20 protein-coding genes are annotated in these 16,625 nt (G+C 69.2%); 7 read left to right on the top strand and 13 right to left on the bottom strand.

The genetic code is table 11. The annotated features are described in order from the left end of the window. From ACSVDD_RS24985 to ACSVDD_RS24975, 3 genes are all read left to right on the top strand, one after another. Complete coding sequence (locus ACSVDD_RS24985; RefSeq protein WP_448192131.1) at nucleotides 1–297, top strand: nucleotidyltransferase family protein; 297 nt, start codon at nucleotides 1–3, stop codon at nucleotides 295–297. After that, the gene (locus ACSVDD_RS24980; protein ID WP_448192130.1) at nucleotides 294–797 is read left to right on the top strand and encodes a hypothetical protein; all 504 of its coding nucleotides are present in this window, start codon (nucleotides 294–296) and stop codon (nucleotides 795–797) included. Before ACSVDD_RS24985 ends, ACSVDD_RS24980 begins: the two co-directional genes overlap by 4 nt. A gap of 62 nt (nucleotides 798–859) precedes the next feature. Beyond that, nucleotides 860–2,311 carry an MFS transporter gene (locus ACSVDD_RS24975; protein ID WP_448192129.1) on the top strand — a complete coding sequence of 484 codons (1,452 nt, stop codon included), beginning with the start codon at nucleotides 860–862 and terminating at the stop codon, nucleotides 2,309–2,311. Between the two features lie 11 nt (nucleotides 2,312–2,322). On the opposite strand, the gene ACSVDD_RS24970 is transcribed toward ACSVDD_RS24975, so the two are convergent. The 8 genes from ACSVDD_RS24970 to ACSVDD_RS24935 all read right to left on the bottom strand — a co-directional run bounded on the left by ACSVDD_RS24970 (nucleotide 2,323) and on the right by ACSVDD_RS24935 (nucleotide 9,334). Next, nucleotides 2,323–3,168: an oxidoreductase gene (locus ACSVDD_RS24970; protein ID WP_448192128.1), complete on the bottom strand. Its 846-nt coding sequence runs from the start codon at nucleotides 3,166–3,168 to the stop codon at nucleotides 2,323–2,325. A gap of 30 nt (nucleotides 3,169–3,198) precedes the next feature. Beyond that, on the bottom strand, nucleotides 3,199–3,684 hold the full coding sequence (locus ACSVDD_RS24965) for a PAS domain-containing protein (protein ID WP_448192127.1): 486 nt from the start codon (nucleotides 3,682–3,684) through the stop codon (nucleotides 3,199–3,201). Between the two features lie 79 nt (nucleotides 3,685–3,763). Beyond that, the gene (locus ACSVDD_RS24960) at nucleotides 3,764–5,347 is read right to left on the bottom strand and encodes a PAS domain S-box protein (protein WP_448192126.1); all 1,584 of its coding nucleotides are present in this window, start codon (nucleotides 5,345–5,347) and stop codon (nucleotides 3,764–3,766) included. Between the two features lie 129 nt (nucleotides 5,348–5,476). Next, entirely contained in the window at nucleotides 5,477–5,881 is a 405-nt protein-coding gene (locus tag ACSVDD_RS24955; RefSeq protein WP_448192125.1) for a helix-turn-helix domain-containing protein, read from the bottom strand. Further along, nucleotides 5,878–6,438: a Smr/MutS family protein gene (locus ACSVDD_RS24950; protein ID WP_448192124.1), complete on the bottom strand. Its 561-nt coding sequence runs from the start codon at nucleotides 6,436–6,438 to the stop codon at nucleotides 5,878–5,880. The genes ACSVDD_RS24955 and ACSVDD_RS24950 overlap by 4 nt, the downstream gene beginning before the upstream one ends. Then, nucleotides 6,435–7,115 (bottom strand): LutC/YkgG family protein, encoded by a 681-nt coding sequence (locus ACSVDD_RS24945; protein ID WP_448192123.1) that lies wholly within the window; start codon nucleotides 7,113–7,115, stop codon nucleotides 6,435–6,437. Before ACSVDD_RS24945 ends, ACSVDD_RS24950 begins: the two co-directional genes overlap by 4 nt. Nucleotide 7,116: 1 nt before the next feature. Beyond that, nucleotides 7,117–8,544, bottom strand: a complete 1,428-nt coding sequence (locus ACSVDD_RS24940; RefSeq protein ID WP_448192122.1) for a LutB/LldF family L-lactate oxidation iron-sulfur protein — start codon at nucleotides 8,542–8,544, stop codon at nucleotides 7,117–7,119. Between the two features lie 13 nt (nucleotides 8,545–8,557). Then, nucleotides 8,558–9,334, bottom strand: a complete 777-nt coding sequence (locus ACSVDD_RS24935; RefSeq protein ID WP_448192121.1) for a (Fe-S)-binding protein — start codon at nucleotides 9,332–9,334, stop codon at nucleotides 8,558–8,560. Between the two features lie 128 nt (nucleotides 9,335–9,462). Between ACSVDD_RS24935 and ACSVDD_RS24930 the strand changes: the two genes are divergently transcribed. Continuing rightward, nucleotides 9,463–9,639: a hypothetical protein gene (locus tag ACSVDD_RS24930; protein WP_448192120.1), complete on the top strand. Its 177-nt coding sequence runs from the start codon at nucleotides 9,463–9,465 to the stop codon at nucleotides 9,637–9,639. A gap of 168 nt (nucleotides 9,640–9,807) precedes the next feature. On the opposite strand, the gene znuB is transcribed toward ACSVDD_RS24930, so the two are convergent. Both znuB and znuC read right to left on the bottom strand, forming a co-directional pair. Continuing rightward, the gene (znuB, locus tag ACSVDD_RS24925) at nucleotides 9,808–10,596 is read right to left on the bottom strand and encodes a zinc ABC transporter permease subunit ZnuB (protein ID WP_448192119.1); all 789 of its coding nucleotides are present in this window, start codon (nucleotides 10,594–10,596) and stop codon (nucleotides 9,808–9,810) included. A 2-nt stretch (nucleotides 10,597–10,598) separates the two neighbouring features. Further along, on the bottom strand, nucleotides 10,599–11,384 hold the full coding sequence (gene znuC / locus ACSVDD_RS24920) for a zinc ABC transporter ATP-binding protein ZnuC (protein WP_448192118.1): 786 nt from the start codon (nucleotides 11,382–11,384) through the stop codon (nucleotides 10,599–10,601). Nucleotides 11,385–11,462: 78 nt separating this feature from the next. Here znuC and ACSVDD_RS24915 point away from each other — a divergent pair, with 78 nt between their 5' ends. Then, nucleotides 11,463–12,395, top strand: coding sequence for a zinc ABC transporter substrate-binding protein (locus tag ACSVDD_RS24915; protein ID WP_448192117.1), 933 nt, complete (start codon nucleotides 11,463–11,465; stop codon nucleotides 12,393–12,395). A gap of 179 nt (nucleotides 12,396–12,574) precedes the next feature. Beyond that, nucleotides 12,575–13,372, top strand: coding sequence for a 4-hydroxy-tetrahydrodipicolinate reductase (dapB, locus tag ACSVDD_RS24910; RefSeq protein ID WP_448192116.1), 798 nt, complete (start codon nucleotides 12,575–12,577; stop codon nucleotides 13,370–13,372). A 127-nt stretch (nucleotides 13,373–13,499) separates the two neighbouring features. On the opposite strand, the gene ACSVDD_RS24905 is transcribed toward dapB, so the two are convergent. Further along, complete coding sequence (locus ACSVDD_RS24905; protein ID WP_448192115.1) at nucleotides 13,500–14,369, bottom strand: methylated-DNA--[protein]-cysteine S-methyltransferase; 870 nt, start codon at nucleotides 14,367–14,369, stop codon at nucleotides 13,500–13,502. Between the two features lie 73 nt (nucleotides 14,370–14,442). After that, on the bottom strand, nucleotides 14,443–14,988 hold the full coding sequence (locus ACSVDD_RS24900) for a DUF2244 domain-containing protein (RefSeq protein ID WP_448192114.1): 546 nt from the start codon (nucleotides 14,986–14,988) through the stop codon (nucleotides 14,443–14,445). Between the two features lie 66 nt (nucleotides 14,989–15,054). Between ACSVDD_RS24900 and nth the strand changes: the two genes are divergently transcribed. After that, nucleotides 15,055–15,687 (top strand): endonuclease III, encoded by a 633-nt coding sequence (nth, locus tag ACSVDD_RS24895; RefSeq protein WP_448192113.1) that lies wholly within the window; start codon nucleotides 15,055–15,057, stop codon nucleotides 15,685–15,687. 88 nt (nucleotides 15,688–15,775) lie between these two features. Here nth and ACSVDD_RS24890 read toward each other — a convergent pair whose 3' ends face one another. Continuing rightward, on the bottom strand, nucleotides 15,776–16,606 hold the full coding sequence (locus ACSVDD_RS24890) for a bactofilin family protein (RefSeq protein WP_448192112.1): 831 nt from the start codon (nucleotides 16,604–16,606) through the stop codon (nucleotides 15,776–15,778). Nucleotides 16,607–16,625: the final 19 nt, after the last annotated feature.

Genomic DNA, 16,625 nt, shown 5'->3' with positions numbered 1-16,625 from the left:
ATGCGCCTGACCCCGGACGAGATCGCCGCCATCAAACAGACCGCCGCCGAGGTCTTCGGCCCGGCGGCGGAGGTGCGGCTGTTCGGGTCGCGCGTGGACGACGCCAAGCGCGGCGGCGACATCGATCTGTATCTGGAGGTCGAACCGGGGCAGGCGACGTTCAAGAACGAGTGCGCCTTCACCCATCGCTTGGAGGACCGCATCGGCGAGCGGAAGATCGACGTGGTTCTGCACGAACGCGGCCAGCCGTTGCGGCCCATTGCGGATATCGCGGTGCACACCGGGGTCATCCTATGACGGAAGAAGAGGTGCAATGCCTGTTCATCAGCCACTTCAAATCGGCCCGTGCCATTGGGCTTCGGATGCTTGCGTCGAAGACCATTCTGGCTCCTATGATGCCCGTTGATCCTGCTTGGCTCGACGAGGCGGGCGTTCTGGAATACCTGCCGTTCGACGCCTTCATTCAGCAATTCGGCAGCATGCAGGACACACTTCACGGATCGGTCTTCCGTGGTGTTCTCGAATTGGAGCAATACACCGATAAACCCAAGACGCCGCGAGACCTCGCCGATCTGATGGAGAAGCTGGGCATCATCGACGATGCCGCGGCGTGGCATGAACTGCGGAAGATACGGAATGCGCTTGCGCACGAGTATACGGATCATCGTGTCACGCAGGCCCGTCGTCTCAATGAGGCTTACGCGGCCATCGACGACTTGATCACCGTCCTCAACCGTGTCCACGCGTATGTGACGGCGAAGGGCCTCGCCGACCTCTCGGCCTACCCGCCGCTCTGAGACTCCGCGGCGCAAGGCACGTTTGCCAAGTCGGCATGGCTCGGAGCCGCGGCGCAGCCCATATGGCAAGCATGCGCCATCACTCCACGCTCGAACCGTTCGACGCCTCCTCCCCCCCGGACCCGACACCCCCCGCACCCCCTGCCGCCAGCGCCGGTCCGCCCGTCCCGGACGGGTTGCCGGTGCCGCAGCGCTATTGGGCCATGCTCACCATGGCGGTGGCGCTGACCATGGCGGTGCTCGACGGGGTGATCGCCAACATCGCCCTGCCGACCATCGAGAAGGATCTGGGCATCACCGCCAGCGGGGCGATCTGGGTGGTCAACGCCTACCAGCTGGCGGTCACCGTCTCGCTGTTTCCCTTCGCCTCGCTGGGCGACATCTTCGGCTACCGGCGGGTCTACTGGGGCGGGCTGGCGGTGTTCACCGCCGCGTCGCTGGCCTGCGCGCTGTCGGACTCGCTGCTCACGCTGACGCTGGCGCGCGTGGCGCAGGGGTTCGGCGCCGCCGGCATCATGAGCGTCAACATCGCTCTGGTGCGCTACATCTATCCGCAGAGCCAGCTCGGCCGCGGCGTTGGCTACAACGCGCTGATCGTCGCCGTCTCCTCGGCCGCCGGGCCGACCATCGCGGCGGCGATGCTGACGCTGGGCTCCTGGCAGTGGCTGTTCGCCATCAACGTGCCGCTCGGGCTGCTGGCGCTGGTCATCGCGGCGCGCTCGCTGCCCCATTCGCCGCGCGCCGCGCACCGCTTCGACTGGACCAGCGCGGGGCTGAACGCATTGACCTTCGGGCTGTTGATCACCGGGTTCAAGGGCCTCGACCACAGCCAGCCGTACGGGCTGGTGGCGATGGAGCTGGTGGGCGCCGTGGTGTTCGGTGTCGCGCTGGTGCGCCGGCAGGCGGCGCAGACGGCGCCGCTGCTGCCGGTGGACCTGCTGCGGCTGCCGATCTTCGCGCTGTCGGTGGTCACCTCCGTGTGTTCCTTCGCCGCTCAGAGCATGGCCTATGTGGCGCTGCCCTTTTTCTTCGAGGACGTGATCGGCCGTTCGCAGGTGGAATCCGGGCTGCTGATGACGCCGTGGCCGCTGGCGGTGGCGGTCATCGCCCCCATCGCCGGGCGGCTGGCCGACCGTTACGAGCCCGGCCTGCTGAGCGCGGCCGGACTGGCGGTGCTGGCGGTCGGGCTGACGTTCCTCGCGCTGCTGCCGGCGAACCCCACGGCGGTGCAGATCGTCTGGCCGATGCTGGTGTGCGGCCTGGGCTTCGGGCTGTTCCAGACGCCGAACAACAAGGTCCTGGTGTCCTCGGCCCCCCGGGAGCGCAGCGGCGGCGCCAGCGGCATTCAGTCCACGGCACGCCTGTTCGGGCAGACCATCGGCGCCGCCGCCGTCGCCCTGATCTTCGGCGTTGCCGCCAAGGGGGAGGGCACGATGGTCGTGGTGGCCATCGCGGCGGCGCTGTCCGCCATTGCCTGCGTCGCCAGCAGCCGGCGCCGGCTGCGGAGCGGCTGAGGCCGGTTCGGTCAGGCGTCGGGGAAGTCCGCGCCCGCCGTCGTCGCCTCCCAGGCGTCGATCTCCTTCGCCATGGAATCCAGCTTGCCCCGCACGTTTTCCAGGGCTTGGCGGCCCAGCAGCAGGCGCAGCGGCGGGTTCGCGGACGTCACCGCCGTGACGATCGCCTCCGCCGCGCGCACCGGATCGCCGGGCTGCTTGCCGCTGTAGCCGGAGATCGACTTGCGGCGGTTGCCCGCCGTCTCCGCGTAATCCTCGATGAAGGTCGCCGACTGCTTGAGCGAGCGGCCGGCCCAGTCCGTGCGGAACGGGCCGGGCTCGACCAGCAGCACGCGGATGCCCAGCGGGGCGGCCTCCTTGGACAGCGCTTCCGACAGGCCCTCCACCGCGAACTTGGTGGCGGCGTAGTAGCCGGAGCCGGGGAAACCCACCAGTCCGCCCTGCGAGGAGATGTTGACGATGTGCCCGCTGCGGCGCGCCCGCATGCCGGGCAGAACCGCGCGTGTCATGGCGGCGAGGCCGAACACGTTGGTTTCGAACATGGCGCGGATCTCCGCGTCCTCGCCTTCCTCGATGGCCGACAGGTAACCGTAGCCGGCGTTGTTCACCAGCACGTCGATGCGGCCGAACGCCCGCTCGGCCTCGGCGACGGCGCGGGCGATCTGGGCCGGGTCGTTGACGTCCAGCGCCACCGCCAGCGCCCGGCCGGGGTGCGCTGCCGCCAGGTCCTCGACTTTCGCGGCATCGCGGGCGGTCGCCACCACGCGCCATCCGCGCTCCAGCACGAGGCGGGCGAGTTCGCGGCCGAAGCCGGTGGAACAGCCGGTGATGAACCAGACGGGGGTGTCGTTTGCCATGGCGCAGCCTCTCCCGGACAGAGGGTTTACTTACAGGTTCAGGTCGCTCGGGTTGGCGAACACCGTGCGGCCCCAGTGCCAGACGTTGAAGGCGTATTCGCAGTAGACGATATGGTCCACCTGCTCCCCGGTCCCACAGGGCAGCAGGATGCGGATGATCTCCCCGAAGTTCACGATGCGCTCGTTCGGGTACAGGGTTTCGTAGACCGGCCGGCGCTCGCGCACGCTCGTGTAATAGCCGTCCAGCAGGAAGCAGAGACGTTCGGAGCCGTACACGGAATCCAGGTACTTGCCCGTCAGGTCGACGCCGGCCGTGGTGACGATCTCCGTGCCGTCCAGCGTCACCTTGAAGCGCAGCGGGGCGTGCTCGACGGCGATGATGCGGATGTGGCCGAGCCAGGGATTGAAGTCTTCGAAGGAAAAGTCCCGCCGCCGGGGAAGCGTCCGCTCGCCGCGGCGCTCGTGCCAGAGCTGTTCGAGGGCCCCCAGCGACCGCAGTCCATCATCCCGATCCATGCCGTCCCTGTTCCCTGCCAGCGGTCTCGCCATTCAAGGTAACACGGAACTTCTGCGGGAAAAGGCTGAGGTGGGTGGCTTACCAATCGGCCAGGAAGCGTTCCTTGGGAAGGTGGATCAGCACGGTGGTGCCGATGCCTTCCATCGAGCGGATCTCCAGCTTGCCGCCGTGCTGCTCGACCAGCGATTTGGCGATGGACAGGCCGAGCCCGATCCCCTCGTAGCGGCGGGCCAGCGCCGCCTCGCCCTGGACGAAGGGCTGGAACACCGTCTCCAGACGGTCGGTGGGGATGCCGATGCCGCTGTCGAACACCTCCGCCACCAGGGCGCCGTCGGTGTCGACGCGGGCCGACACGCCGATGCGTCCGCCCTCCGGCGTGAACTTGACGGCGTTGGACAGCAGGTGCAGCAGCACCTGCTTGAGCGCCTGCGGGTCGGCCAGCAGCGGCGGCAGCTCCACCTCGATGTCGGCCTGGACGTTCAGCTTGGCGCGCTCCGCCCGCTTGCCGATCAGGCGCAGGCAGGCGACCACCACGTCGCGGAAGTCCACCAGCGTCTCGTTGAGGTCCACCGCGCCGGCCTCGATGGTCGCCATCTCCAGCAGGTCGTTGATGTTGGCCAACAGCAGCTCGCCCGAGCGCTTGATCTCCGCCACGTAGGTCAGATAGCCGGGGTTCTCCAGGGACCCCAGCATCTGCTGCTGGATCACCTCGGCGAAGCCCAGGATGCCGTTCAGCGGCGTGCGCAGCTCATGGCTCATGTTGGACAGGAAGGCGGTCTTAGCGCGGTTCGCCAGCTCGGCCGCTTCCTTGGCCTCGACCAGCGCCAGCTCGGCTTGCTTCAAGCCGGTGATGTCGCGGATCATGGCGACGAAGACGTGGAAGCCGGGCCGGTCGATCTCGTTCAGCGACAGCCACGCCGCGAAGGTGCTGCCGTCGCGCCGCTGTGCCGTCACCTCGCGGCCCAGGCCGATGACGCGCTTCTCGCGGGTGGTCAGGTAGCGGTACATATAGGCGGCGTGCCGATCCGCCTCGTTCCTGGGCATCAGCACGTGGATGTGCTTGCCGATCAGCTCGTCTTGGGTGAAGCCGAACATCGGCTCGGACGCCGGGTTGGCGCCGATGATGGTGCCGCGCGTGTCGACGGTGAGAATCGCCTCCACCGCCGTCTCGACGATGGCGCGGTTGCGCGCCTCCGACAGGGCCAGCGCCTCTTCGCTGCGCTTCAAGCCGTCCTCGGCGGCGCGGCGGGCGGTGACGTCCTCGACCAGCGCCATGATCGCGTTGACCCGGCCATCGGCATCGCGCACCAGCGACGGGCGCACCAGCGCCTGGACCACCGTGCCGTCCTTGTGCAGCAGGCCGCGCTCAAAGGGCGTCGGCTCGGTCGCTTCGGCCGCCAGCGCGGTCAGCGCCTCCACGTCCCCGGCCGGCAGCAGGCCGGCCAGCGGCTGGCCGGCCAAGTCGTCCGGCGCGTGGCCGAGCATGGAGGCGAACGCCAGATTGACGGAGCGCAGCAGGCCCGAGGAGGGGTCGACCACCGCCATGCCCATGGACGACTGCTCGAACAGGGCGCGAAACAGCGAGCAGGGGAGCTTGTCCACCCAGCAATGGGGCGGCTCGAACCGGGGGGCTGCGGCGATCTGCGGGCTGGGACTGGGCACGAGGCGGTGTGCTGCGTTGGACGGACTGCGGCTCAGATTATAGCCGTTCCGGCTAAATCGGACGCTATACATTCGTCCAATAAAGCTGCGGCAACCCGGCGCAGGCCCGGTTCGTCAGCGCTTCGTTTATCAGCGCCGCCGGGCCGCCCGCTTGCGCCGCGCCACCGAGGCGGGGGAGCACGGCGTGGCTTCGAGGATCGCCAGCATGCCGTCGATGGTGCCGTCGTTCAGGTCGTGGATGCGCTCGGCCAGGCGGTTGGCGAACTCCGTGGCCTTGGGGCTCAAGCCCGCGGTGTCCACGGTGACGCGCGGGTGCGACAGCGCCGCCAGACGCTCCAGCTCCTCCGCCTCGTCCCAGATGATGCCGAAATAGGCACAGATCTGCCGCACCAGCTGGGCCGATGGCTGGCCGCGCTTGCCGTGCTCCAGCGCCGAGAGGTAGGCCGAGGATATGTGCAGGTCCGCCGCCATCTGCTTGAGCGTCACGCTCTTGGCATCCCGCAGCGCGCGGACCCGTTCGCCGAACGGTGTCATCGTGCCGGGTCTTTACGATCCCGGCGCCGTTTGATCAAGACGTACAAGGCCCCATCGCCGCCGTCCCTGGGTTGGGCGGACTGCACCGCCAGCACCATGGAGCGCAGCGGTGCGTCGCCCAGCCAGCGCGGCACGGAACGCCGCAGCACGCCGCCCTCGGCGCTGAAGCTGCCCTTGCCGGTGATCACCAGCACGCAACGCCGCCCCTCGTGCCACGCCCGGTGGACGAAGGAGGCCAGCGCCGTGTGCGCCTGCGCCTGGGTCATGCCGTGCAGGTCGATGCGCCCGTCGATCTCCAGCTTGCCGCGGCGCAGCCGGTCGGCGGTGCGGCCGTCCACGTTGGGGTGGTGGCCGGGCTGCAGCGGCGGCGGGGTGACGTGCACGTAGGTGCGCTTTGGGTTGAGTGCCGGGGGTAGGGGAGCCGGCGGCGCTTCGGGCGGGGCGGAGGTCATCGCCTCGGCCAGCGAACGGCCGGGCAGGGGCACGGCGTCGCGCATGACGACGGCCCACAGCGCGCGCTCTTCCGGTGTGACGATGCGGCGACGGCGCGGTGTCATTCCTCCACCAGCAGGATGTGCAGGCGGCGTGGGCCGTGGGCGCCGAGCTGGATGGTCTGCTCGATGTCGCCGGTGCGCGACGGGCCGGTGACCATGTTCACTGTGCGGGGCATTCCGGTTTCGAAACGATCCGCTTGCGCGCGCAGCCGATCCCAGGCGTCTTCATAGCCGCCGACCACTTGGGCCCTCTTCAGCACGACGATGTGCGTGTCGGGCAGGAAGTTCAGCGTCGTCGGTCGTTCCGCTCCCGAAACGAGCATCAGCGTGCCCGTCTCGGCGATCCCCGCGAAGCATGCGGTCAGCGACACCGCGTCGGCGTCGCGGGCCACGCCCTTGCTGATGGTCAGGGTCGGCCGCCGGTCCCAGGGGATGGCGTCGAGGTCCGGGTCGGGGGCGAGGCGCAGCTCGGCCGGCAGATTGTGGCCGGTGAGGTACTCGGCGACCGCCTCGGGCACCGCCTCCAGGTTCGGCAAGCGGGCGACGGTGGCGGAGACCTCCAGCGCCATCTGCTCGAACAGCCGCACTTGGTCGTCATGCTCGATCTGCGCGCGCTCCGGGACGAGGTTGCGGGCGTGACGGGCGATGCGGTCGCGGGCGGCGGCGCGCTGCGCCTCGCCGGGCGTGCGGCCGAGGGACTTGCCGATGCCGGCGAAGATTTGATTGCGGGCGTCGCTCATCTCATTTGCCCTTCTGGCGTTCGGCCCACAGTTCCTGGAAGGTGCGGCCTTCCGGGGCGGGCAGGTCGCGGTGCTCGGTCCAGCCCTGGAGCATCGGGAACGGCAGCGAGCCCAACCGGCCGTCCGACCCGGCGAAGCGCCGCAACGTCCGCGCCGCCATCTTCGCCGCCGCGTGATAGAAGCCCGGCCGCTTGGCGAACCAGCCCCACACGCCGATGCCCCGGCGCATGGTGGCGGGTTGCAATCCCTGCTCGAACTCCTTCTCGCGCCAGTGGCGCATCATCTTGGGCAGGGGAATGCGCATTGGGCACACCGCTTCGCACCGCCCGCAGAAGGTCGAGGCGTTGGGCAAATGCCCGGCCTCCTCGATGCCGATCAGCGCCGGGTCGAGCACCGCGCCGATCGGCCCCGGATAGACCCAGCCATAGGCGTGCCCGCCCACCGCACCATAGACCGGGCAGTGGTTCATGCAGGCGCCGCAACGGATGCAGCGCAGCACGTCCTGGAACTCGGTGCCCAGCAGCGCCGAGCGCCCGTTGTCGAGCAGCACGACGTGGAACTCCTCCGGCCCGTCCAGATCGCCCGGCCGGCGCGGCCCGGTGGAGAAGGTGGTGTAGGCCGAGAACTCCTGCCCCGTGGCCGAGCGCGCCAGCAGGCGCAGCAGCGTCGACACGTCCTCCAGCGTCGGGATCACCTTGTCGATGGAGCCGATCACCACGTGCACCTTGGGCAGAGTCTGCGTCAGGTCGCCGTTGCCCTCGTTGGTGACGATGATGGTGGAGCCGGTCTCGGCCACCAGGAAGTTGGCGCCGGTGATGCCGACGTCGGCCTCCTGGAACTTGCGGCGCAGCATCAGGCGCGCCTCGGTCACCAGCTCGCGCGGCTCGACCAGCGAGCGGTCGGGCGGCAGTTCGGTGTGGGCGGCGCGGAAAGCGTCGGCGACCTGCTCCTTCGAGACGTGGAAGGCCGGGGCGATGATATGGCTGGGCGGCTCCTTGCGCAGCTGGATAATGTACTCGCCAAGATCCGTCTCGATGGGGATCAGGCCGTGCTCTTCCAGATAGTCGTTGACCGCGACTTCCTCGGCGATCATCGACTTGCCTTTGGTGACGGTCTTGGCGCCGGCTTGTTTGCAGATGCCGAGGATGGCGTCGCGCGCCTCCTGCGCCGTGCGGCACCAGTGCACGCGACCGCCGCGCTCCAGCACCTTGGCCTCGAACATCTCCAGATAGACGTCGAGGTGCTCCAGCACGTGGTTCTTCAGGTCGCGGCCCTGGTCGCGGAGATCCTCGAACTCCGGCAAGCGCTGGGCGGCGGCGGCGCGCTTCTCCTGAAAGCCCTTGCCCGACTTGCGCAGCATGTATTGCAGCGTTTCGTCGGCCAGCGCGCGCTTGGTGTTCTCGGGGAAGGAATGGGCGGTGGAGTGCATGGGCAAGGGCTCCTCAGCGCGCGGTGTCGCCGATGGGCGGGGTCTCGTCGGCCAGCCCGGACAGCACCTCGGCCACGTGGCGGACCTTCACCGCCGAGCCCTGGCGCTTCAGCTTGCCGGCCATGTTGAGCAGGCAGCCGACGTCGCCGGCCAGCAGCGTGCCGGCGCCGGTGCTCTGGATGGCGGCGGTCTTGTCCTCGACCATCTGGTTCGACACGTCCGGGTACTTGACGCAGAAGGTGCCGCCGAAGCCGCAGCACACCTCGGAGCCCGGCAATTCCTTGATCTCCAGCCCCTGGACGGAGGCGAGCAGTTGGCGCGGCTGCGCCTTGACGCCCAGCTCGCGCAGGCCGGAACAGCTGTCGTGGTAGGTGATGCTGCCGTCGTAGCGCGCGTTCACCGACGTGATGTTCAGCACATCCACCAGGAAGGACACCAGTTCGTAGGTGCGCGCCGACAGGTGCTGCGCCCGCGGCGCCCAGGCCGGATCGTCGGCGAGCAGCAGGGGGTAGTGCTTCTTGATCGTGCCGCCGCACGAGCCGGAGGGCACGACCACGTAGTCGAACCCCTCGAAGGCGGCGATGACCTGGCGGGCGAGGTCCTGCGCGGTCTTGCGGTCACCGGAGTTGTAGGCGGGCTGGCCGCAGCAGGTCTGGCCGCGCGGCACGTCCACGGTGCAGCCGGCATCCTCCAGCAGCTTCACCGCGGCGAAACCGACGGTCGGCCGGAACAAATCGACCAGACAGGTGACGAACAGCCCCACGCGAGGCCCGGTGCGTGTCTCGACCATTTCGGTATGGATCCCTTCCCTGATCAAGCCCAAGATACGGTGTGGTATCCGTGGCGGCAAGGCGGGGGCTTGGGATACAGGGCTGCGAACGCCAGATATACGCCTGATGTGGGGCAGCGGAGGCGGCCATGGCGCGTCAGACCCGCCGGGAATGGATCTTGGAGCGTGGCTGGGACCCGAGGGACCCAGACGCCATTGTTGAATTTGTTTTGGCGAAGGCTGAAACCGAAGAGGACAAGAAGGCCGTCGAAGTGGAAGCGCGCATCGTTGCGGCGCTGCTCGGAGCTGAACCGTGGCCCAAGTGAGAGCGAGAGATGGGCGCCGGCTGGAAGCGACCACGCTCTCCTAACCGTTATCCCCGCGCAGGCGGGGATCCAGGCCATCTCAGCCGCTTCATTGCGAAGTCCTGGATCCACGCCTGCGCGGGGATGACGGAAAAGAAATATCTTCAAAGGTTTAATCAATTATTCCGTCTAACCCCGCCGCAACGGCACGAGGTTGCTCGCCAGGAACAGAACGAACGCCGCCACCACGACGCTGGGTCCGCCCGGCAGGTCCCAGCGCAGCGAGGCCAGGATGCCGCCGGTCACCGCCGCCATGCCGAACGCCGCCGCCAGGATCGCCATCTGCTCGGGCGTGCGGGCGAAGCGGCGGGCCGCCGCGGCGGGGATGATCAGCAGCGAGGTGATCAGCAACACGCCGACGATCTTCATCGCCACCGCGATCACCAGCGCGATCAGCAGCATGAACGCCAGCCGCAACGCCATCACCGGCATGCCCTCGACCCTCGCCAGATCCTCGTCCACCGTCACCGCCAGCAGCCTCCGCCACAGCAGCACCAGCAGCGCCAGCGCCACGGCGCCGCCGCTGTAGATGCGCAGCAGGTCGTCGGTGCTGACCGACAGCAGGTCGCCGAACAGATAGCCGATCAGGTCCACCCGCAGCGTCTCCAGGAACGACACCGCCACGAGGCCTAGCGACAGCGCCGAATGCGACAGGATGCCGAGCACCGTGTCGGAGGCCAGCGCGCGGCGGTGCTGCAAGGCGACGAGCACCAGCGCCAGCACCACGCACACGGCCATCACCCCCAGCGTTGGATCGACGCCCAGCAGGAACCCCAGCGTGACGCCGAGCAGCGCCGAGTGCGCCAGCGTGTCGCCGAAATACGCCATGCGCCGCCACACGACGAACGATCCCAGCGGCCCGGCCAGCGCGGCGATGCCGCAGCCGGCGACCAGCGCGCGGACGATGAAGTCATCCATGTTTAATGCTCATGGTCGCAGCAGTCCCCTCCGGCGCCGGGCACGACGTGCCCGTCGGTGGCGTGGGTATGGTCGTGGCGATGCACATAGACCGCCAGCTGGTCGGCGTGGCGGCCGAACAGCGCGTGGTATTCCGGGTGGCGGCTGACGTCCTCGGGGTGGCCGGAGCAGCAGACGTGCCCGTTCAGGCACACCACCTTGTCGGTGCGCGCCATCACCGTGTGCAGATCGTGGCTGACCAGCAGCACGCCACAGCCGTGCGAGCGGCGCAGATCCTCGATGCGGTCGAACAGCTCGGCCTGGCCGTGCACGTCGACGCCCTGGTCGGGCTCGTCGAGCACCAGCAGGTGCGGCTCGCTCAACAGCGCGCGGGCCAGCAGCACCCGTTGCAGTTCGCCGCCGGAGATCGCCTGCACCGGCGACTCCGCCAAGTGCGTAACGCCGGCCTCGGCCAATGCCCGGTCCATGCGCGCCCGCGGCACCGGCCGCCACAGGCCGAGGAAACGGCGCACCGTCAGCGGCAGCGTGGCGTCGATGTTCAGGCGCTGCGGCATGTAGCCGATGCGCAAGCCCGGCATCCGCCGCACCTCGCCGGTCGTCGGACTCACCAGCCCGAGCACGGCGCGCACCAGCGTCGTCTTGCCGGCGCCGTTGGGGCCGATCAGTGTGACGACCTCGCCGGGATGGACGGTCAGATCGACGCGGTTCAGCACCGTCCGGCCGCCCAGGGCGACCGTCAGCCCGTGTGCTTCGATCAGTGGTGGCCTGTGGATCGGAAGGGTTGACATGTTATGTTATAACGTCACATTGGCGGCTCGATGTACATGCCCCCAAACGATCCGTCTGTCCACTGGGAAAGGTCTGCCATGCGCCGCGCGCTCGCATCTCTCACGCTTCTCCTCGGCCTGTCGGCCGCGCCGGCCTGGGCCGAGGCGCCCAAGGTCGTCGTCTCCATCAAGCCGCTGCACTCGCTGGTCGCGGCGGTGATGCAGGGGGTGGGGGAACCGACGCTGCTGGTGCGCGGCGGCGCCTCGCCGCACGACTACGCGCTCAAGCCCTCGGACGCCAAGGCGATCAAGGACGCCGACATCGTCGTCTGGGTCGGTGAGGCGCTGGAGTCGTTCATGGCGCGTCCGGTGGCGAACCTGCCCAAGAAGACGCAGGAGATCGAACTGATGTTCGCCGCCGGCCTGACCATGCTGGAGCCGCGTGAGGGCGGCGCCTGGGAAGCGCACAATCACGGCCATAAGCACGACCATTCCCAGCACCACGGCGACCATGGCGAGCTGAACCTGCACATCTGGCTCGACCCCATGAACGCCAAGGAGATCGGCGAGACCGTCGCGGTGGCGTTGGCCGCCCGCGACAAGGCCAACGCTGCCGTCTACAAGGCCAACGCCGCGGCGTTGGGCCAGCGTTTGGACGCGTTGGACGCCGAGCTGAAGGCGGCGCTGGCGCCGGTGGTGGACAAGCGCTTCGTGGTGTTCCACGACGCCTACCAGTATTTCGAGAACCGCTATGGGCTGAACGCCGCCGGTTCGATCACCGTGAGCCCGGATCGCCCGCCGTCGGCCAAGCGCCTGTCGGTGATCCGCGACCGGGTCAAGGCGCTGGGCGCCACCTGCGTCTTTGCCGAGCCGGAATTCGAGCCGAAGCTGGTGAAGACCGTGGTGGACGGCACCCAGGCCCGCACCGGCGTGCTCGACCCCGAGGGCGCCGCCATCCCGGAAGGGCCGGACCTGTACTTCACGCTGATGCGCGGGCTGGCCAAAGGTTTGACGGAGTGCCTTGGCGGCTGAATTCCCTCTCCCGTCCCGGGAGAGGGTGGCGCCGCAAGGCGCCGGGTGAGGGTACTCCGAGGATCCTTGCGCGACCCTCACCCGGCCGCTGTCGCGGCCACCCTCTCCCGGGGCGGGAGAGGGTTTAGCGGCGGCTTCGCGTGTGATACTGCTTCGCCAAGAGACTACGGGAGGCCGCTATGAAGATTGGTGTTGTTGGGTGCGCGGGGCGGATGGGGCAGATGCTGGTGCGCGAGATCGCCGCGACGCCGGGCTGCACGGTGGCCGGCGGCACCGAGCGCCCTGGTGGGCCGGCAACGGGCAAGGACATCGGCACGCTGGCCGGGCTGGCGCCGCTGGGCGTGATGGTGGTGGACGACCCGGCGGTGCTGTTCGCCGAGGCCGATGCCGTTATCGACTTCAGTTCCCCTGAGGCCGCCGAGCGGCACGCCGCGCTCGCCGCCCAGGGCGAGACGGCGTACATCCTCGGCACAACGGGGCTAAACGCCGCCCAACAGGCGGCGGTGGCGGCGGCGGCGACGCACACGCCCATCGTCCAGGCGCCGAACATGTCGGTCGGTGTCAACCTGCTGTTCGCACTGGTCGAGCAGGTGGCGCGCACGCTGGGCGAAGACTTCGACATCGACGTGCTGGAGATGCATCACCGCAACAAGGTGGACGCGCCCAGCGGCACCGCGCTTGGCCTCGGCCGCGCCGCGGCGGCCGGGCGCGGGGTGGCGTTGCCGGACGTTTGGCAGAAGGTCCGCGACGGCATCACCGGCGTGCGCCCGCGCGGCGAGATCGGCTTCGCCACGCTGCGCGGCGGCGACGTGATTGGTGACCACACGGTGATGTTCGCCGGCGATGGCGAGCGCATCGAACTGACCCACAAGGCCTCTGGCCGGCAGATCTACGCCAAGGGCGCGGTCCGCGCCGCGCTGTGGGCCGCCGACAAGCAGCCGGGGCTGTATTCCATGCGGGACGTGCTGGGGCTGTAGGTCTCTCCCTCTCCCCGCTGGGGAGAGGGTTGGGGTGAGGGGGTCCCGCAATGCGGATGTTTCCGGTCCCCCGAAAACCCCCTCACCCGGCGCTCCGCGCCACCCTCTCCCCAGGGGGAGAGGGTTTCTACGCAGCCTCGTCCCCCGTCACCTTCGCCTGTTCCCAGGCCAGCAGCGCGCGTTTGCGGGGCACGCCGTAGCGGTAATTGTGGATGATGCCGGACTTCTGGATCACCCGGTGGCAGGGGATGAGGATGCACACCGGGTTGCGGCCCACCGCCGCCCCCACCGCGCGCAAGGCGGTCGGCTGGCCGATGGCGCGGGCCACGTCCTCATAGCTCACCACCGCGCCGGTGGGGATGCGCAGCAGCGCCTCCCACACCTTGATCTGGAAGTTCGTCCCGCGCATCAGCAGCCGCAACGGCTCCGCTCCTCCGCCGTCCCAGTCGAAGGCGCGCGCCGCGGTCGGGCGCGTGGCGTCCGGGTCCTCGACCAGCCGGGCGGCCGGCCATTCGGCGGTGAACTCCGTCATCGCATCGCTGCCGTCCGGTTCGTCGGCGAAGCTCAGCCAGCACACCCCGCGCTCGGTGGTGGCGACCAGCGCCCGGCCGAAGGGGCAGTCGTGCAGGCCCCAGCGGATCGTCAGGCCGCCGCCCAGCGCCTTGTACTCGCCGGGCGTCATCGCCTCGCAGGCGACGAACAGGTCGTGCAGCCGCGATGGGCCGGACAGCCCGACGTCCAGCGCGGTGTCCAGCACGCTGTGGTTCTCGGTCAGCAGGCGCTTGGCGTGGCCGAGCGTCAGGAACTGCACGAAGCGCTTCGGGCTGATGCCGACCCAGCGGGTGAACAGGCGCTGGAAATGGAAGGGGCTCATCCCCGCGACGCCGGCCAGTTCCTCCAGCGAGGGCTGGTCCTGCCAGTGCTCCACCAAGTGGCGGATGGCGGACGTCAGCGCGCGGTGGTGCAGGGCGTCGAGGTCAACGGTCATGGCGGTCATGGCAACAAACTCCGTGTTCCGCCCACGAGAGTGGCGTGGCCGGACGGCCGGACCAACCCGATTCTTGCGAGATTCACCCCACGGGCTCCGGCGCGCAGGGGGCACACGGCGCGCGGCGCCACACCCGCAACGCCCCGCGCAGCGCGTTGGCGAACTCCAGCCGCTCGTCGGGGGTGAGGAACGAGCCGACGGTCAGCGTCCGCCCGTGCGAGCTGAGCGTCACCTGGCTCTCGTGCTCCGGCGGGTCGTCCATGCTGACGCGCAGCCAGTAGGGCTGGAAGCTCCAGCGCCGGTCGGGCTGCTTCCAGGCGACGCGCTGCACGGTCAGCTCGTCCTCGGTCAGCCGCACCCGTTCATAGAGCCGGGCGGCGCGGTAATTGGCGCGGAACGCCCACCACAGCAGCAGCACGTCCAGCCCGAAGAACCCCACCACCGGCCATGCGCCCAGCAGGTAGAAGGCAAGGCTGATCGCCGTGCTCGCTCCGGCAAAGACCGTCATCAGAATGAAGAAACCCCGCCGCCCCAGGCTGCGGTGCGGGTGCAGGACGGCGTCGAAGAAGACGCGCGCGGCGGAGGCCGGTTCGGCGATGCCCTGTTTGGCGATGCTCGTCATGGGCATGGTGTATGCCCCATCCGTTGTCGTCAGGTTTGCGCACCGCCGCCCTCCGGCGGTACAGTCGCGGCCATGAAACCCGCCGCCATAGAAGACATGTTTCGCCGGCTCCAGGCCGCCAACCCCGAGCCGAAAAGCGAGTTGGAGTACGTCAACCCGTACACGCTGCTGGTGGCCGTGGTGCTGTCGGCGCAGGCCACCGACGTGGGCGTCAACAAGGCCACCGGCCCGCTGTTCCAGCGCGTCACCACGCCCGAGCAGATGCTGGATCTGGGCGAGGAGGGGCTGCGCGAGTACGTGAAGTCCATCGGCCTGTTCAACACCAAGGCGAAGAACGTCATCAAGCTGTCGGAGATCCTCGTGCGCGAGCACGGCGGCCACGTGCCGCGCGACCGCGAGGCGCTGGAACGGCTGCCGGGTGTCGGGCGCAAGACGGCGAACGTGGTGCTGAACGTGGCGTTCGGCGAGGAAACGATGGCGGTCGACACGCACATCTTCCGCGTCGCCAACCGCTTAGGCCTAGCGCCGGGCAAGACGCCGGAACAGGTGGAGCAGGGACTGCTGAAGGCGATACCGAAGCCGTACCTGCGGCATGCCCACCACTGGCTGATCCTGCACGGCCGCTACATCTGCAAGGCCCGCAAGCCGGATTGCCTGCGCTGCCCCATCGCCGACCTGTGCGACGCGCCGGACAAGGGCGTTTAAGGGGGGGCGTTTAACGGCGTTTAGAACCCAGACGCAAAAAAGGCGGGAAGCACCGGCTCCCCGCCTTTTTTGTGTAAACCGAAACGGCTTATTCGGCGTCGGCGCTGGCGAACGACGGGACCGACAGCGGCATCGGCGCCGCAACCGGGGTCGCGACCAGGACGGGCTTGGACGCCGCGGCGCTGTGCACCTGGATGTCGCCGACCAGCTGGCCGCCGGCTTCCACCGACAGCTCGCCGTACTTGATCGAGCCGGTGATCTTGCCGGTCGAGCGCACCATCAGGCGGCCGCGCACGATGAGGTCGCCCTCGAAGCGCCCGCCGATGTCGGCTTCGTCGATCTCCACCGAACCCTTGAACAGGCCGTTCTCGGTGATCTCGATGGAGCGGCCGTCGCGCAGCTTGGCCTCGACCGTGCCTTCGACCACCAGCACGTCGCACGAGCCGATCTCACCCGACAGCGAGATGTCGCGGCCGACGATCAGGCGGCGCTGCTCGACGATCGGCGCCGGGGCGGGGGGCGGGGCGGGGGCCGCGACCGGGGCCGGGATCGGCGCGGGCGTGGCGCCCGGAATGGCGTAGCCGTCCGGCTTGCGCGGGGTCATGCCGGGCACGTCGACGGTGCGGCGCGGAATGTCGCTCGGCTTGAAAGAGGCGGGCGACGGACCGGCGGGCGGCTTCGGCGGGGTGGTGTTCATCTCGGGTCCCTTGTCGGAAAACGGCGGGCGCAGCGGCACCGCGGAAGAGGTGGCGCCGAAGGGCGCGGGCTGGGCACCGGTCGGCGGCGACGTCAGCGGCGACGCGGGCACCGCCGGCTCACCGGCAGCAGCCTCCGGCGCGGCCGGCGGCGCGTCCTGGACGGCGGGTGCGTCCTCGGGCTTCGGGGTCGCGGTCGGCAGAGTCTTTCGTCCGAACAGCATGACGTTTTGGTCCCCAGGT

The organism is Azospirillum terrae (assembly GCF_053470425.1).
This window is presented reverse-complemented; position numbering and strand designations above follow the sequence as displayed.

Excerpts from the sequence above, each read along its gene's own strand:
- ACSVDD_RS24985 (WP_448192131.1), top strand. The coding sequence starts at position 1 with ATGCGCCTGACCCCGGACGAGATCGCCGCCATCAAACAGACCGCCGCC.
- ACSVDD_RS24980 (WP_448192130.1), top strand. The coding sequence starts at position 294 with ATGACGGAAGAAGAGGTGCAATGCCTGTTCATCAGCCACTTCAAATCG.
- ACSVDD_RS24975 (WP_448192129.1), top strand. The coding sequence starts at position 860 with ATGGCAAGCATGCGCCATCACTCCACGCTCGAACCGTTCGACGCCTCC.
- ACSVDD_RS24970 (WP_448192128.1), bottom strand. The coding sequence starts at position 3,168 with ATGGCAAACGACACCCCCGTCTGGTTCATCACCGGCTGTTCCACCGGC.
- ACSVDD_RS24965 (WP_448192127.1), bottom strand. The coding sequence starts at position 3,684 with ATGGATCGGGATGATGGACTGCGGTCGCTGGGGGCCCTCGAACAGCTC.
- ACSVDD_RS24955 (WP_448192125.1), bottom strand. The coding sequence starts at position 5,881 with ATGACACCGTTCGGCGAACGGGTCCGCGCGCTGCGGGATGCCAAGAGC.
- ACSVDD_RS24950 (WP_448192124.1), bottom strand. The coding sequence starts at position 6,438 with ATGACACCGCGCCGTCGCCGCATCGTCACACCGGAAGAGCGCGCGCTG.
- ACSVDD_RS24945 (WP_448192123.1), bottom strand. The coding sequence starts at position 7,115 with ATGAGCGACGCCCGCAATCAAATCTTCGCCGGCATCGGCAAGTCCCTC.
- ACSVDD_RS24940 (WP_448192122.1), bottom strand. The coding sequence starts at position 8,544 with ATGCACTCCACCGCCCATTCCTTCCCCGAGAACACCAAGCGCGCGCTG.
- ACSVDD_RS24935 (WP_448192121.1), bottom strand. The coding sequence starts at position 9,334 with ATGGTCGAGACACGCACCGGGCCTCGCGTGGGGCTGTTCGTCACCTGT.
- ACSVDD_RS24930 (WP_448192120.1), top strand. The coding sequence starts at position 9,463 with ATGGCGCGTCAGACCCGCCGGGAATGGATCTTGGAGCGTGGCTGGGAC.
- znuB (WP_448192119.1), bottom strand. The coding sequence starts at position 10,596 with ATGGATGACTTCATCGTCCGCGCGCTGGTCGCCGGCTGCGGCATCGCC.
- znuC (WP_448192118.1), bottom strand. The coding sequence starts at position 11,384 with ATGTCAACCCTTCCGATCCACAGGCCACCACTGATCGAAGCACACGGG.
- ACSVDD_RS24915 (WP_448192117.1), top strand. The coding sequence starts at position 11,463 with ATGCGCCGCGCGCTCGCATCTCTCACGCTTCTCCTCGGCCTGTCGGCC.
- dapB (WP_448192116.1), top strand. The coding sequence starts at position 12,575 with ATGAAGATTGGTGTTGTTGGGTGCGCGGGGCGGATGGGGCAGATGCTG.
- ACSVDD_RS24905 (WP_448192115.1), bottom strand. The coding sequence starts at position 14,369 with ATGACCGCCATGACCGTTGACCTCGACGCCCTGCACCACCGCGCGCTG.
- ACSVDD_RS24900 (WP_448192114.1), bottom strand. The coding sequence starts at position 14,988 with ATGCCCATGACGAGCATCGCCAAACAGGGCATCGCCGAACCGGCCTCC.
- nth (WP_448192113.1), top strand. The coding sequence starts at position 15,055 with ATGAAACCCGCCGCCATAGAAGACATGTTTCGCCGGCTCCAGGCCGCC.
- ACSVDD_RS24890 (WP_448192112.1), bottom strand. The coding sequence starts at position 16,606 with ATGCTGTTCGGACGAAAGACTCTGCCGACCGCGACCCCGAAGCCCGAG.